Here is a 14,788-nt window from a genome sequence, read left to right as displayed (position 1 = left end):
TTATAAACCGGAGCCGGAGCCGCTGCACGAAAAAAAAGGGATCGCGGACTGGAAGGTGGAAAACTTGGAGACAAACGAAAAGACGGACCCACCAAGATGAAACGGCTGTCGCCTTCCTTTGGCGGCGCAGCGTGTTTCATTCTACCTTGGATCGGTCCGTCTTTAAGCTGCAGTTATTCGTCTTCCTTATTCCTTATCAGTGTCCCCCCGATAATCTCCACAGCATCCGCATAAATCTGTCTGTCCGCAGAGCGGGGATTTCTGCCTGAAGAGACAACCAGCCTTAGTTCATGCGTACGACCTGATTCCAGTCCATATTTGGAAAACAGCGATCTGCGATACTTTGCTTCGGGCGCATAGGTGTCGATCGTTCCTTCATTCACACCGTTCAAAAAAATATCCGCCATGCCGCCGTCAGGCGCACGCTTGCCAAGCAAGCTAATACCGCTGCCTTGAAAACGAACGACAAGTATTGCCCCTTCCTCATTCGAATGGGTCATCGTGCGGGCAAATCCGTTGAAATCCCCCTTCTTTAACGTCCATTGCCCCTTGTACAATAGTGCGCTGTCCGTATCTATCACACGGGAGCAATCGACAGGAAGTATACTCTCCCCATTGCGGATAGGTTCAATACGTAGATTGCGATAAGCCAAATGGTGATAACCGCTGCCAAGTGACACCTGCCCACTGGAAATTTCCGTATCCTCGACCTCCAGAAGCTTTGTGCCGTTCCACCAGGCGGCAATAGTCTTATCCGCAAACGTCAATTTCATTCGATGCCATTCGTCATTGCCCAGCAACCCTTCGCTAATGCGGCCATACGCCAGCGAATCTACGCCGCGGCGCAGTTCGCAGCCGCCGTCGTGTCGCATAATAAACAGGTACCCTTCCGGAGGTCTCACGCTTTTGTCCGTATAATTAACACGGCCGCCCAACATCGCATAACCGTATTCCGATTCCAGCCTCACATCGACGGACACTTCATAATTCGCCCATTCGAGGCTGCCCAGCAGCGTATACGGCTCCGGCGTTCTTCGATAAGTCCAGTCAACGGGTATCTGTGCTGCAGTAACTTGCTGTTGTAAATAAATGCCCATTTCACCCGATACGAATTCAAATGCGCCACCCTGATCGGTCGTATGGCGCGGATTAGCGCCTGCACGACCGGAAGACAATCCGTCCTCATAGGGCAGCGGGAACGAAGAGGATGTCTCGACCATTACTCCGGAGCAGCCCTTGCACTGACCGGTTGTTGTCGTAACGGTGTAGATTGAATACGGCACAGCGTTCAGCCGTAATTTCCCTTGCTCACGTTCCAGCGTTTGACCTGACTGGAGCTCGAACTGCTCGGCTTCCGTCGTCCTCCATACATGCAACTCCCGACTCGACGCAGGCAGTCCTGTCAGGTCGCAGTCAAACATGACCGATTCCGGTCCATTGTTGACAATCACAATACTGATATCGCCCGTATCCTTGTTCTGCAGCGTCACATGGCTCGTATATTCGCTCCGACCGCAGCCGTCATCCATATACACCCATCCCGGTTGGATGAACTGCGTATAATGGGCAATGATCCATAAGCCCGGATCTATCCGGTAGTGCCCGGACCAAGGCCATGTGGTAACAAGAATGCCTTTGTAGTTGTATGGCGTATTTTCATATTCGGCTTCGACCAGCGGATGAATTTCGAATCTCACCATCCGGCCTAGCGTGTAACTGTCAGAGATGCGACGAGCGATCATCAAGGCACCGTCACTAAAGCTGTGACGGAACGAAGCCAAATCTTCGCTAAGCCACAGGGGCTTGCCGCTGCTCCGAGCAGTTTCCGTACTCTCCTGCGTATAGTGCACGCCGTAAGCATGAATTAGCTCAAACAGCTCCTTATCGATTGCGGCCCGGTCGGCGATATCCCAGCCGTGCTCACTGTCATCCGCTACAATCCGAATATGACCGAATCCTTCCTGCTTCAGCCCGGGCCCCAGCGTATTGACCGCCCAGTCCCGATCGAATGCACCTTCATTAATGTCAGGACCAATAAAGTCAAACTCCAAGCCGTATGTTTCTCTGGCGCCTCTCAGAAAGTTCAGATAGAACAGCCATTTATCCTCGTCGTTTTGTATCCATCGTGGCGTTCCCCATCGAAGCGCTTCGAGAACGAGCTCAGGATTCACTTCCTTGGCGAGCTTCGCGAGCGGTAAGCCGCAGCCGCGAGTGATATCAAGATCATCCTTGCTCCGCATGTGCGAAGGCTCCGTTCCGGATGATGTATTGACATCAGAGCCGATCTCTACCTTCAAATGCTGCAAGGATGCCCCATAACCAGGTCGGAACAGGAGGTCCATCAGCTCGCTTAGTTGCTCCGGAGAATAGTCCATCATCAGCTTGGACATCCCGTTGCTCGTTATTCCCCCTATCCCTTCGAATATGCGTCCTTCCCTTAAACCAACCTTCATTTGAATCATATAGCTCACACATCTCCTTACTTAGTTTACCAGGCATTCGCTACATGTATGATTACTTGCTTAGATAGCTTTGATAAGCTTCATTGTAGATGGCAGCCACTTCTTCCGTATCCCTCTTTTGCAGCTCGCCGACGAAGGTTTCCCACTCGCTAATCGGTCTTGCACCCATAACGAATTTATCGATATTTTCCTTGAAGTAGTCGGAAATTACGGTACCTTTGTTGCGAACTACCTTCGTTTGATCCTCCGTGTACGCCAGGACTGGATCAGGGGCTACTATCCCCGATGCATCTTCCATCACTTTTCTCGAATACATATACAAATTCTCATCTGACTCATCCTCGGCTTTCATATGGTCTACCGGGAATTCGTATTTGTTCAGGTAATATACCCAGCCGTAATCCTTCACCAATTCCTTGCCCCCCGGATTGCCGGATGACTGCATGTTCGGTGTCAGCGATACGGTATCGTCCGCATTTACCGAATACGTCTCGCCCTCGATTCCGTAGCGCGCAATATATCGCCCTTCGCCGCCGAAGATCCAATCGATCAGCTTAAACGCTTCGAGCGGATGCTTGGTTCCGGCTGTCACCGCTATCCCGCTGTTCGCGAGAACGGATGAACGACCATAGATACCGCTTCTGCCTGTTGGGCCAGTCGGCGGCGCAATCGCCACTATCCGCGCAGAGCTGTTTTGCTCAATAAATTTATTGTTGACCTGCTGCACCCTCGCAATGAAATCAACTGTAAACAACGCCTTTTCGCTGAAAAACACTTCTTCCCATTGCTGTGTCGTACGAAGTGCATACTCAGGATCAAGAATACCTTCGTCATACAGCTTCTTCAGCCATACGACCATCTCCTTGAACTGCGGCTCCGTCGGTCCGTATACGTAACGATCCTGTTCGCGATTTAGGTAGAACCCTTGTGTCGCAGGCTCAAAGCCGGTTCCCCAACTGTAGGCAAGCCGGTTCAAAATATGCTCCGATCCCCAGCGATTGGCCCAGATAATATGATCCGGGTATTTATCTTTCAGCGTTTTCAATACGGTATACAGCTCATCGAAGGTTGCAGGAGGCGATAATCCTTCCTTCTCCAGCACATCCTTGCGGAAAAGGAACAACTCTGTCATGTTGTCAAACAGAAGGCGCGGCATAATATAAAGCTTGCCGTCTTCAGCGGCAATCGTCTTGCGAAGTTCGGGGAACTTCTCTAGCGCCGCTTTAATGTTCGGAAGCTGGTCCAGGTACTCGTCGTAAGGGAGGAACATGCCTTTAACAGCCAGCGAATTGATGTTGGCATCGTCTTTCGTATTCCAAATGATATCCGGCAAATCTTTTGAGTTTAATATAATGTTCAGCTTTTGCTTATAAGCATCACCGGAATCAGGTACCGGAATAATATCGAGCTCAATACCCGTTTTGTCCTTCACATGCTGCAGAAACAGACTGTCGGCAAACGGTTTAACCGGGTAAGATGCATGCTCCTCCATTAAAACTTGCAACTTCGTATCCTTCTCTGCCAGCCTGCCGTTATCATTCGTTGGAGCAGGTTCCTCCGTCCGAACGAGGTCCTTACTTGGGTCCGGCTTGTTCACAGCGTCTCCATTGTTGTTGCTGTTCCCTGAACAAGCGGACGACCAGACCATGACTCCCATCATCATGGCGACGACCCAGATATTGCGCGACTTCCATCTTTGAACCTGTTTCACTTTGTTTCCTCCCTTTTTGGTCAAGCGTATTTATAAGAAAACTCCGTGTCTGGCATAGGCTAACCTTTGATAGAACCCATCATAGCACCCTTCACGAAGTATTTCTGTACAAATGGATAAATTAGGATAATAGGCAATATGGCAACCATGATTGTTGCGTATTTAATCGAGGTTCCGATAATCAGTTGCGCCGAGTCTATGTTAGCATTGGCTTGGGCGAACGAGGTTTCGCCGGATATTAATATTTGCTGAAGCAAAATTTGCAGCGGATATTTGACCTTCTCGTTCAAATAAAGCAGCGGCAACATATAAGAGTTCCAATGCCACACCGAATAGAACAGTGCCATGGTCGCCATAATCGGCTTGGACAGCGGCACGACGATACGCAGCAAGATCTGGTACGGATTACCGCCATCCATGACCGCGGCCTCCTCTAATTCTTGAGGAAATCCCTGGAAGAAGGTTCTCATAATCATCAGGTTCCAGGTGCTGACCGCATAAGGCAATATAACCGCCCACATGCTGTTCATAATGCCCAACTCGTTAACGACCAGATAGCTTGGAATCATACCACCCTGGAAGAACATCGTAAAGATGACCATCATCGTTAATGTTTTTCGCGCATAGAGCTTGGGCTTGGACAGCGCATAGGCCATCAGCGTTGTAAGCACCAAATTGATTAACGTCCCTGAGACGGTATACACGATCGTATTTCGATACGAGGTCCAGAGCGCGGGATTTTCGAGTACCGTCTGGTAAGAGTTAAGGTCCAACCCAATCGGATAAAAAGTAACCTTATTCTGCAGAACGGTGAACGGATCGCTCAGGGAGACGGCTGCTACATGCAGGAATGGATACAAAGTAGCGATTAGCACCAGCAGCAGCCATAGATTATTGACTCCATCAAACAGTCTGGAGCCTGCGGATATCGATTTTTTCACATCATTCTCCCCTTACCATAAGCTGTTGGATGTCAGTTTTCGCGCAGACCAATTCGCAAGCATAATCATGGCAAAACCGATTGCGGATTGGAACAGGCCGACGGCAGTTGCAAAGCTGAATTGCGTGCCGATAATGCCTCTGCGATACACATAAGTTCCGATGACGTCTGCTGTTTCGTACGTATTAGGCTGATAGAGCAGGAGAACCTTTTCGAAGCTAATCTGCATCAGGTTACCGATATTGAAGATAAGCAGAATGACAATGGTTGGAATCAATGCCGGTATATTAATGTGTATAATCTGATGCCATCGATTGGCTCCATCGATTCTGGCTGCTTCGTACAAAGATGTATCTATTCCCGATAGCGCGGCAAGATATAAAATCGAGCCCCAGCCAATTGTCTGCCAGATGTCCGAGGTTATGAAGATGGTACGGAAGTATTCTGGCATAAGCAGATATTGAATCCGCTCCGCGCCCAGCCACGACGCTATTTGGTTAATCATTCCATCAAGGGATAGGAAATTAAAAATCATGCCGCAGATGACTACGGTAGATATAAAATGCGGCAAGTAGGTAATCGTCTGGACGCTTCGTTTCCAGATGCCGTTCCTGGCTTCATTCAGGCTTAAAGCAAGCAGGATCGGCATCGGGAATGAAAAGAGGATTAGATAGAAGCTAAGCAATATCGTATTTCGAATGACTCGGAAAAACTCAGGAGATTGGAACAATTCAATAAAGTTGTAGAAGCCGCTCTGTGAAGCCCATGGACTTCCCCATATGCCCTGAAACATATTAAAATCTTTAAACGCAATAATAACGCCGTACATAGGTGCATAATGAAAGATTAGATAATACAGAATGCCAGGCAGCAACATCAACAAATAATGCCTGCTATCGTATAGTCGCTTATACTGTTGTTGCATTCCTCTGCTTCAACTCCTCTTGTTCTTGTGTTTATTTGTCTGGCTTCAGTATGGCTGGACCCTGTGTGGAGGGAAATAGCAAAGATGTTTGTTATAGAAAAGATCATGGACGCCCTCCAGATGTACACTCGATTCGATAGATCAAACAAAATAAACTTATCGTTTGTGTTATTGATGGGACGTGATTGGATGTGATGGGTAAGGCATACGAAAAAGCCGGCTTTCGCCGGCTTATGCTTGCGTATTCTCTTTGAATTTCCCAGGAGTCATGCCTTTGTAACGCTTGAATATCTTAATAAAATAATGAGTATTGTTAAAACCAACCGCTGTCGCGATATCCATCACCTTCATGTTCGTATCGGACAGCAATTCCGTTGCTTTATCGATGCGAGTCTGATTCATATAGTCGGCCATATTCTGATTCGTATATTGCTTGAACAGCCTGCCTGCGTACATCCGATTCAACCCGACATGGTCCGCGGCGGAGTCTACCGAGATCGGCTCGGCCAGATGCTCCCGAATATAAGCCATCATCTCTCTCACATGGCTGTTGGATACATTGTCCCTACGCTCCTGAATGTATAAGCATAATCGATGGATAAGCCCAAGCAACATATCGATGCTGGCCTGATCCGAACGGTTCTGCAGCAATTCCTTGCAGAGCTCAGCCAATCCGTTCTCCCCTTGCAGAACACTGGATTCCGGTATGTCCAGCTCGAACATCTTGCGCGTCAAGGCGTTCAATATTTGAAACGAAATCATATGACGATGGGATGCCTGCGGATTCGGCACTGTCTGCAGCAACCTGAATATCTGTGCCACAGCACCCTCTGCTTCCTCATATTGCCCCAGCATCACATGCTGCGTCATCGTCTGCTCCAGTTCGTACGGATAATCGAGCTCACGCTCCGCCCCCTGCATCTCTCGGTAAGATACCAGTTCGCCGTTACCGATCGACTCCGCATATTTCAGCGCGGTCAACGCTTCCTGGTAGGACTTGTAGAGATGTCCGGCTTTAGGTTTCGCCCTTCCTACACCGATGCTGACGGACAATTTCAAGTAATAATGGATAGACTCCTTGATTTCCGATGTCAGCTTGATCAGATTGGCCGTCAGTTCCTCCTGCGGCACATCGTTAATTAAGCTGTATACAAGCGCGAACTTGGACGTGTCTAAGCTGACGAAAAAGCCAGCCCCATGTCTCTCCAACAATTCCAGCGTTATATTTTCAATCGCATATTCCCAGAGAATTCGATCCTCCATGCTGAAACGAGTCATATACTCGTCAAACTCATCGATTCCGATCACGACGACAGTATAGTTCAGATACAAGGGATAACCGAAATAGTCCAGTCTTTCCGCAATTTCCTGTTCCTTATACGTGTTGCGCACAATTAAAGTATGCAGGAAATGCTTCTCCATGATGCTCTGATTCTGATCGACGGTTTCACGCAAATGTTCGTTTTCCTTCAGGTACGCCTGAATATGGGAGATGATCCATTTATATTCGTCTACATGCTTCTCCTTGCCGGTTTGACCTCCAAGCATTCTAATAATATCTTTGACCGGCTTATACAGCCACTTGGACATCGAAGTTACCACGATTATGCTGATAACAAGCGAGATAGCCGCAATAGCAATAATGATTTGAAGCGGGAACACCATGCTTTTGGCAAAATCGTCGTAGTTCGTTTCACTGATGTACTTCCAGCCAAATTGCGGCGACGTGAAATGTGAAATCATCAGCTTCTGACCATCCCGTGATGTTAAGAAATGTCCGCTTTGCTCCTTCATAAGCTCTTCCGATTTCAAATATGGAAACTCCGTGACATTACGGTAATTGTACTGCGGGCGATCCGTCGATACGAAGATCATTCCTGTTGGCTCGACGATGCGGATGTTTCTGCCCTCGCTGTTGTCGGAATGTTGAAGCAAATACTGGAATAGCCGTCCAGCGTCCAAGTTAATGATATACGTATGATCGTGCTGCAGAGCATGCAGCGGCATATTGATCACAATCGGAATAACATCCTTCTCTCCGTGCGGCAGTGTCGGAAGCTTACGGGCCGGGAGAATGTAGAAATCACTTTCAGTTTCAAGCGTTCCGAGCCAATCTCCATCATAGAAATCCGATTTATCAAACCGAAAGCCGGAAGAAACATACACTTCCTCTGATCGGATATTGGTGTAATAGACCGAATAAATAAAATTAGAAATTTGCGAGATTTGACCCAGCTTTTCATAGATGTAACGGCTCTGAGAGGTCGGGCTGCTCTGCTCACCGAACCCCTTCGACTCTTCTGCCTGGATTGACACCATCGCCGCATTGATCGTGCTGTCCAGAAACACCTCGTACGTAGAGGCCATCTGGGCAGTCAGTTGGCTATCGCTGTCGGTCACCTCTTGCAGCACCAGACTTCTTACGCTTATATAATAGAAGGAGCAGCCAATCAAGACCACCAGGGAAATAAGCGTAATCATATAGATGACGGATCGTACGTAGATGCTTTTTCCCTTCATGTTGTTATCCCTCCGCTATTTATGGGGCTGGCTTAACTGCAAGTACCGCTCTTGAATAGCGTGTGCGAGTGATTGCCGCTCAAGCCGATTTTCTTGTTCCAAATAGCCCAAATACTCCTCCCTGTCCATATCTCCGGTGACGTATTGGATTGCCGTGTTACGTTCCCGCTCCTTGAAATTTGGATTCATCATTTGGAAATGGACGAGATCCGACGCAAAGCCGCTGCTAAAGGAGCTTGGCCTCGTAATGAGCAACATGCCCTTCTTCCGGTAATACTCCAGACGATCATTCTCCCGTTCGTTGTCGCCGAGAAGCACAAGGCTTTCTTTGCGGTACGTGTCGGATATGCCGAATAAATCGCGGTTGACCGCCTCAACCTGTTGAGGAGTGCGAATCACGATATTACGGTTCAAATCGTAGCTTTCATAATGTACGCCTTGAATGCCCAGATTCGCGAATAAAATCATCTCCCTGGTGCTCATCGCATCCAGGAATCGCAGCGCGGCGTCATAGTTCGCGTTCTGCGTAATGACAAAGACGGCCTGATCCCCGATCATGCTGCCGCCGCCTCTGTAACCATACGATTCGGGCGAAAAATTCCAATGTCTGCCTTCGGAATCAGCCGGTCCTAGAATCCACTCCAAACGAGCCTCAGGCACAAAACGCTGCAGCTCTTTCTCCAATTGAAGTGTCTGATTGGAATATCCGCCGATCATTCCTGTTTTGCCCAATATAAACTTATGCTCCGCATTTTGCAGATATGGAAAGTCGTTATCCAGCCATTGCATCTCGAACGCCTTCTTGGCAAAATTCATAAACGACATATAGCCCGCTTGCTGCTCCCGGAATACGACCTTGCCTTCGGCGTCACCTGCGTCCGGGTGCAGCGAATTCCACAAATAATCCGTTTTGAAGGCCCCTCCGAATATGCCCCCGAACTGATTCAGACGCCACGAAGTAACGCCTACCGTATTGCTGCGTCCATCGCCGTCCGGATCCAACGTGACAAACGCTTCCAGCACCCGTTCATATTCCTTCAGTGTACGCGGTATTCCTAGCCCGAGCTGATCCAGCCAATCCTTGCGTATAATAACGCCGTAAGGATAAGATGTCGTCGTGCCCGGAACGCCATATATACGATCATCCTCCCCCACCCTCATCAAGGACAGCAGGGAGGGCTGCGTATTATATTCAATATTCGGCGCTTGCTTCAGATCGATGGGCAAGATCAGCCCGCTCCGCACCCATCCGGAAAAATTGACTTCGCCAGACCAATTGATCTGAACGATATCTGCGACACCACCGGAAGCCATTGCTACATTTAATTGGTCATTATAACTGCTCGCCGGCACATTCATCACTTCGATGTCCATGCCGAGTTGTTTCTCAAGCTCCTGAATGTACGGATTGTCCGTATTCCGGAAGCTGTCTCCCATCCTCAGCATAATCGTTAGATGAGGACGATCCTGGGATTCAATAGCTGACTGCTTGTTCCATATAAATATAATGACGGCAAGGGCAACAACCGTGATTACCGTTATTCCGATTTGCAGCCATTTCGAACGGATCATGTGCGGGCACTTCCTTTAGATGTAGTCCTCTTATTCTCCGCCCTGAATCAAGCATTGTAAATAGCAATTTCAATAGGTATGAAAAGTACAGCCTCGCTTTTTTTGCAGATCATCTTGAGGTACATGGCTATACCGCACCTGGAATAGAGCTCCATATGCCCGTTGATTCCAAGTTCATACAAGGAGAAACACAAAAGGGGTAGCACAATCGCCTCAATTGACTAACCTCCCGCTAGCTGCCCGCAGGGGATAACCGCGGCCGCTGGCCCGACACGGAGACGAGCACGGTACCGCGCCGCGACTCCGCCGTCGGATTGTCCGGGAAACTCTTCAGAATCTCTCCAATTCGGCTAAGCAGTTCCCGCTCCTCCGCTTCGCGTCCGAGCGCGGAACAAGCCTCACCGAACGCGCGAAATAGAAACCGCGTTAGCGTCAAATCCACGATGCAGTCGTAATTCTGGCGAAAACCCGGCGTCAGTTCGTACAGCTCCGGCACGACCGTGGGAAAAATGTGAAAGCGGTCATCGCCAAGCCGTCATACTCCCTCGCCCACTTCCGACTCACGGGCAGCACTTGGTAAACCATGTTCGCATACGCGAAATGTTTGTCGGCGCGTTTGCTCAAGAAGGCAACCCAGAACGGTTGTTGCGTATTGAGGGAGCGCTGCTAGGCAACGGCGGACTTGGAGCGGTCGTGACAACTCGGCCGACGCGGTTGTCATACACTTTGGCCATACGGCTGCGCTCCCCATCTGCGCGCAAAACGCAAATTTATTGTTCCGAACCGTACAACTGGCCGCAACCCGCATTAATGTCTGAGCCGAACTGGGTTCTCACGGTCACCCGCATCCCTCTGCTCCTCAAAACTCGTACGAATGCCTCGATGCTCGCTCTCTCGGACTGACTATACCGCTCACCGGTCCCGTCCGTGGCATTATAAGGAATTAAATTTACGTGATACAGATGTTCCCGCAAGCCTCTTCCCATAAGAAGCCCGGCGATCTCCTCCGCATGCTCCCGAGAATCATTGACCCCTTTAAGCAAAATATACGCTACATAAACCTTCCGTCCCGTTTGCCGGACATGAAGCTCCAGCTCTTCCAGCACTTCGTGCAGCGGGAAACGGTTATTGATCGGCATTAACGCGCTTCTCTGATCCGGGAACGGAGAATGCAGCGAGAAGGTTAGATTCACTTGAGGGAACTCTTCCCTTAACCGGCGCATAGCCGGCATGATGCCGATCGTGGACACCGTGATCCGCCGCTGGCCAAGACCGAACAACTGCGGATCCGTCATAATCGACAATGCCTCGAACAGATATGGATTGGCTAACGCCTCCCCCATGCCCATAAAGGAAACGCTGTCCAGCACATGCCCCTGCATAAGAAAATACAACAGCTGGTCGGTAATCTCGTCCGCCGTCAAATTTCGTTTCAGTCCCATCGTTCCGGTCGCGCAAAACGAACAGCCGAACCCGCAGCCGCATTGAGAGGAGATGCAATACGAGTCCCAGCCCCGTTCGTAGCTCAGCCTTACGGCTTCTACCCGTTCGCCGTCCTCCAGCCCGAACAGCAGCCGATTTGCCTGCTTCGACGTTATCTCCGCCGCTGGCTTAAGTCCGCACACCTCATTACCCAGCTCCATCATCAGTTCGTCCCGCAATCCCTTCGGCAATATGCCCATGTTATCGTATTCGCGTACTCCCTGCTTGAATATCGCATCCGTAATTTGTTTATACCGATAATCGGGTTGTCCCGTTTTCTTGATAATATCGCTTATTCGTTCGTATCTATTCCTCTTTTTCATCGCTTTCTCCCTCTGGCCCCGGAGGAAAGCAACACCAAAAAGAAGCACCGGCAAGCCGGTGCTTCAAGCGCTTTTTATCAACCAAAACGATCGCGAAACTACGCCTCCCGGCGCATTAGTCACCGATAGGCGGATTCCGTCATGGTAGGATAAAGCTCCGGCGGCCGTAAAATGTGAACCATGCCCGCTGACTTGTCGTCTTGCCCGACGAATGGCAGGTTCACGTAATCATCTACAACTTCCGGCATCACTTCATCCTCCTTCTGCCCTGCGGCACTCATGTAACAAGTACCCTAACACGAAACCGGGCTGCCGGTCAACCTTCCTCCCCCGCGCAGGAGGCAGGCTTGCAGGCATGTTGTTGACACGACACCAAAAGGTGTCCTACAATCAAAACGGCACCAAGCAGCGTTTAAACCGACTATTAAACGAGGATATAAAATGACAACTAAACGATAAGGAGTGTTTCCTTTGACAACTAATCAAACCAATCCCAAGGTGGACGGATTTCTAAGAAAGGCGAAAACATGGAAAGCCGAATTTGAGGAGTTGAGAAAAATCGTTCTCGATTGCGGGCTGACCGAGGATTTTAAGTGGATGCATCCTTGTTACACCCATGAAGGCAAAAACATCGTGTTGATACACGGGTTCAAAGAATACTGCGCCCTTCTGTTCCACAAAGGCGCCTTGCTTAAGGACGATCACGGCATTCTGATCCAGCAGACGGAGAACGTGCAAGCCGCCCGTCAGATCCGTTTTACCAGCCTGCAGCAAATCGAGGAGATGCAGCTGATCTTGAAGGCATATATCGATGAAGCCATCGAGATAGAAAAGTCCGGCAGGCAAGTAGAGATGAAACAGCATGCCGAATACGTCATTCCCGAGGAATTGGAAAATAAATTCGTGGAAATTCCCGACTTGAAAACGGCTTTCGAAGCATTGACGCCTGGACGGCAAAGAGCGTACATCTTCTACTTCTCCGAACCCAAACAATCCAAAACCCGCGAGTCCAGAATCGAAAAGTACTTGCCGCAAATACTGGATGGAAAGGGGCTAAAGGATTAACTGGTTAGCTGGCAAGACCGTTAACGCCATGCCATACAGCAGGGAGCAGATCGCCTCGGCATCCGCTCCCATTTCCTGTTCCTATTGAAGCACGTTGGGGGACCAATCAAAAATCCAAAAGCAACGCTCCTTCCGCCCATCTCCTACCCCGCTTACCTTGCCTACCTTGCCTACCTCGCCTACCTCGCCGCTTCGTCATACGCCTTCTGCATAATTTCCACGTACCGTTCCGCATTCAAATCCCGCAGTCCGTTCACATAACCGTCCCAATCCTCGTCCAATTGTTTGTTGCCGGTAATGAACTGCAGCGAGTTTTCTTCCACATAGTTGCGGATGTTCATCTGCAGGAAATTAATTTCTTCGGCGACCTCCGGCTGAATCCACAGCGACTCCGCCGCCAGCACCTGCTCCGGCTCGTGTCCGTCGTACAGCTTCGTCGCCTCCATGAGCCTGCGCTCGTAGCCGTCCGGCGCGTAGATATCCTCGCCTTGCACCCAGCTGTCGCGATATTCCCTGGGCATGTAGAAGTGGCCCATTCCGCTCCAGCCGGAATTGTTGCTTTTCTTTCCGCTATCCACCGGTATGCGCGCGAATTGCGGCTTCAGTTCCGGATTCAGCGCCTGCTCTCCCGGCTCCGGCCGTCTCCAGTCGACGCCTTCCTTGCCCGTCTCGGCGAAGGCCTGCCCTTCCGGCGTATACATATAATCCACCATACGAATGAGGGCGATCCGCGCTTCCTCGCTTGCCTTGTTCGTGATGACGAACTTGGCGCCCGGCGAGACGCCGATATTGATATGGGTGGCAAACGACGCATGCGGCCCAACCAGCGGAGGCAGCGGATTATAGTCCTTCCCGCGCGTGTTGCCCGGACCCGTATTGACGAAGATATCGGGATGCATCGCCGTACCCGCGCCCAATATCGTCGCGCCCGCGTTTTCTCCGATTTGCTTGTAGGCGACGGCGTTCTGCGTAAAAGCTCCGGGATCGATCAGTCCCTCGTCGTAAAGCGACTTGATGTATGCCAGACCCTCCCGCCATTCCGGTTTATCCGCCGCCATGCTCACCCGGCCGTTCCGAAGCTGAAGATAAGTGCTGTCGTCATCGTAGATAAATCCGTTCATCAAGAACGGCCTGATTCGCACCCCGAAGTCTTCGATGGAGCCGCTTAGCGGAATTTCATCCTCCGCTCCGTTCCCGTTGGGATCCATCGTTTTAAATGCCCGCAGCACGTCTCTGAATTGCTCCGTTGTCCGCGGCATATCCAGATCGAGGGCATCCAGCCAGGACGTGTTGATCCACATTTTGTTCGGAAAGGAACAATGGTAACATTCGCTGTATGCGACCAAACCATAGATGTTGCCGTCAGGAGCCGTATTGAAAGCGCGCAGCGTCTCGTTCTCCTCCATGGCGGCCTTGATATTCGGCGCGTATTCGTCAATAAGATCGTTAAGCGGAAGGAATACGCCCTGTTGCCCATAACGGAGCACATCCGCCTGAGAGAACTGGTCCACATACGTTGTCAAAATGTAGGCGTCGGGATAATCGCCGCCGGCAAGCGAGATTTGACGTTTCTCCTTGGCGCCCGCCGATGCGACGGCGTTCCATTCGAACTTGACGTTGAACCTCGACTCCAGCTCTCTCGTGAAGTCGTTCGTCTCCAGATCGCCCGACGGCTCCTGCTGGGCGAATACGCGAATCGCGACGGGAGCGGCATCGTCGTCGATGGCGGCGTCCGGCTCCGACGTACACGCGCCAAGAACCAGCGCGAGCGCCAGAAGCGCCATCGCG

At 50.3% G+C, this 14,788-nt stretch carries 11 protein-coding genes; 1 reads left to right on the top strand and 10 read right to left on the bottom strand.

Going from position 1 to position 14,788, the window contains the following annotated elements:
* Positions 1 to 173: 173 nt before the first annotated feature.
* From H7F31_RS08025 to H7F31_RS07985, 9 genes are all read right to left on the bottom strand, one after another.
* Complete coding sequence (locus H7F31_RS08025) at positions 174 to 2,462, bottom strand: family 16 glycoside hydrolase (protein WP_187103711.1); 2,289 nt, start codon at positions 2,460 to 2,462, stop codon at positions 174 to 176.
* Positions 2,463 to 2,514: 52 nt separating this feature from the next.
* Entirely contained in the window at positions 2,515 to 4,173 is a 1,659-nt protein-coding gene (locus H7F31_RS08020; RefSeq protein ID WP_187103710.1) for an extracellular solute-binding protein, read from the bottom strand.
* Between the two features lie 59 nt (positions 4,174 to 4,232).
* Entirely contained in the window at positions 4,233 to 5,114 is an 882-nt protein-coding gene (locus H7F31_RS08015; protein ID WP_187103709.1) for a carbohydrate ABC transporter permease, read from the bottom strand.
* A gap of 12 nt (positions 5,115 to 5,126) precedes the next feature.
* Positions 5,127 to 6,038, bottom strand: coding sequence for an ABC transporter permease (locus tag H7F31_RS08010; RefSeq protein ID WP_187103708.1), 912 nt, complete (start codon positions 6,036 to 6,038; stop codon positions 5,127 to 5,129).
* Positions 6,039 to 6,269: 231 nt separating this feature from the next.
* Positions 6,270 to 8,558, bottom strand: a complete 2,289-nt coding sequence (locus H7F31_RS08005) for a helix-turn-helix domain-containing protein (RefSeq protein WP_187103707.1) — start codon at positions 8,556 to 8,558, stop codon at positions 6,270 to 6,272.
* A 15-nt stretch (positions 8,559 to 8,573) separates the two neighbouring features.
* On the bottom strand, positions 8,574 to 10,130 hold the full coding sequence (locus H7F31_RS08000) for an extracellular solute-binding protein (protein ID WP_187103706.1): 1,557 nt from the start codon (positions 10,128 to 10,130) through the stop codon (positions 8,574 to 8,576).
* Positions 10,131 to 10,362: 232 nt separating this feature from the next.
* Positions 10,363 to 10,572, bottom strand: a complete 210-nt coding sequence (locus H7F31_RS07995) for a hypothetical protein (RefSeq protein WP_187103705.1) — start codon at positions 10,570 to 10,572, stop codon at positions 10,363 to 10,365.
* A 328-nt stretch (positions 10,573 to 10,900) separates the two neighbouring features.
* A complete protein-coding gene (locus H7F31_RS07990) occupies positions 10,901 to 11,935 on the bottom strand; it encodes a Cfr family 23S rRNA (adenine(2503)-C(8))-methyltransferase (protein ID WP_187103704.1) in 1,035 nt (344 codons plus the stop codon).
* Positions 11,936 to 12,054: 119 nt separating this feature from the next.
* Positions 12,055 to 12,216 carry a hypothetical protein gene (locus H7F31_RS07985; RefSeq protein ID WP_187103703.1) on the bottom strand — a complete coding sequence of 54 codons (162 nt, stop codon included), beginning with the start codon at positions 12,214 to 12,216 and terminating at the stop codon, positions 12,055 to 12,057.
* A 190-nt stretch (positions 12,217 to 12,406) separates the two neighbouring features.
* Here H7F31_RS07985 and H7F31_RS07980 point away from each other — a divergent pair, with 190 nt between their 5' ends.
* Complete coding sequence (locus H7F31_RS07980) at positions 12,407 to 13,000, top strand: YdeI/OmpD-associated family protein (protein WP_187103702.1); 594 nt, start codon at positions 12,407 to 12,409, stop codon at positions 12,998 to 13,000.
* Positions 13,001 to 13,179: 179 nt separating this feature from the next.
* Here the strand turns inward: H7F31_RS07980 and H7F31_RS07975 are convergent, their stop codons facing one another.
* Positions 13,180 to 14,784: an extracellular solute-binding protein gene (locus tag H7F31_RS07975; RefSeq protein WP_187105257.1), complete on the bottom strand. Its 1,605-nt coding sequence runs from the start codon at positions 14,782 to 14,784 to the stop codon at positions 13,180 to 13,182.
* Positions 14,785 to 14,788 lie beyond the last annotated feature (4 nt).

It is taken from the genome of Paenibacillus sp. PAMC21692, from assembly GCF_014303795.1.
Classification (GTDB): Bacteria; Bacillota; Bacilli; order Paenibacillales; family Paenibacillaceae; genus Pristimantibacillus; species Pristimantibacillus agaridevorans.
The sequence above is the reverse complement of the archived record's forward strand: the minus strand, read 5'-3'. Positions and strand labels throughout refer to the sequence as shown.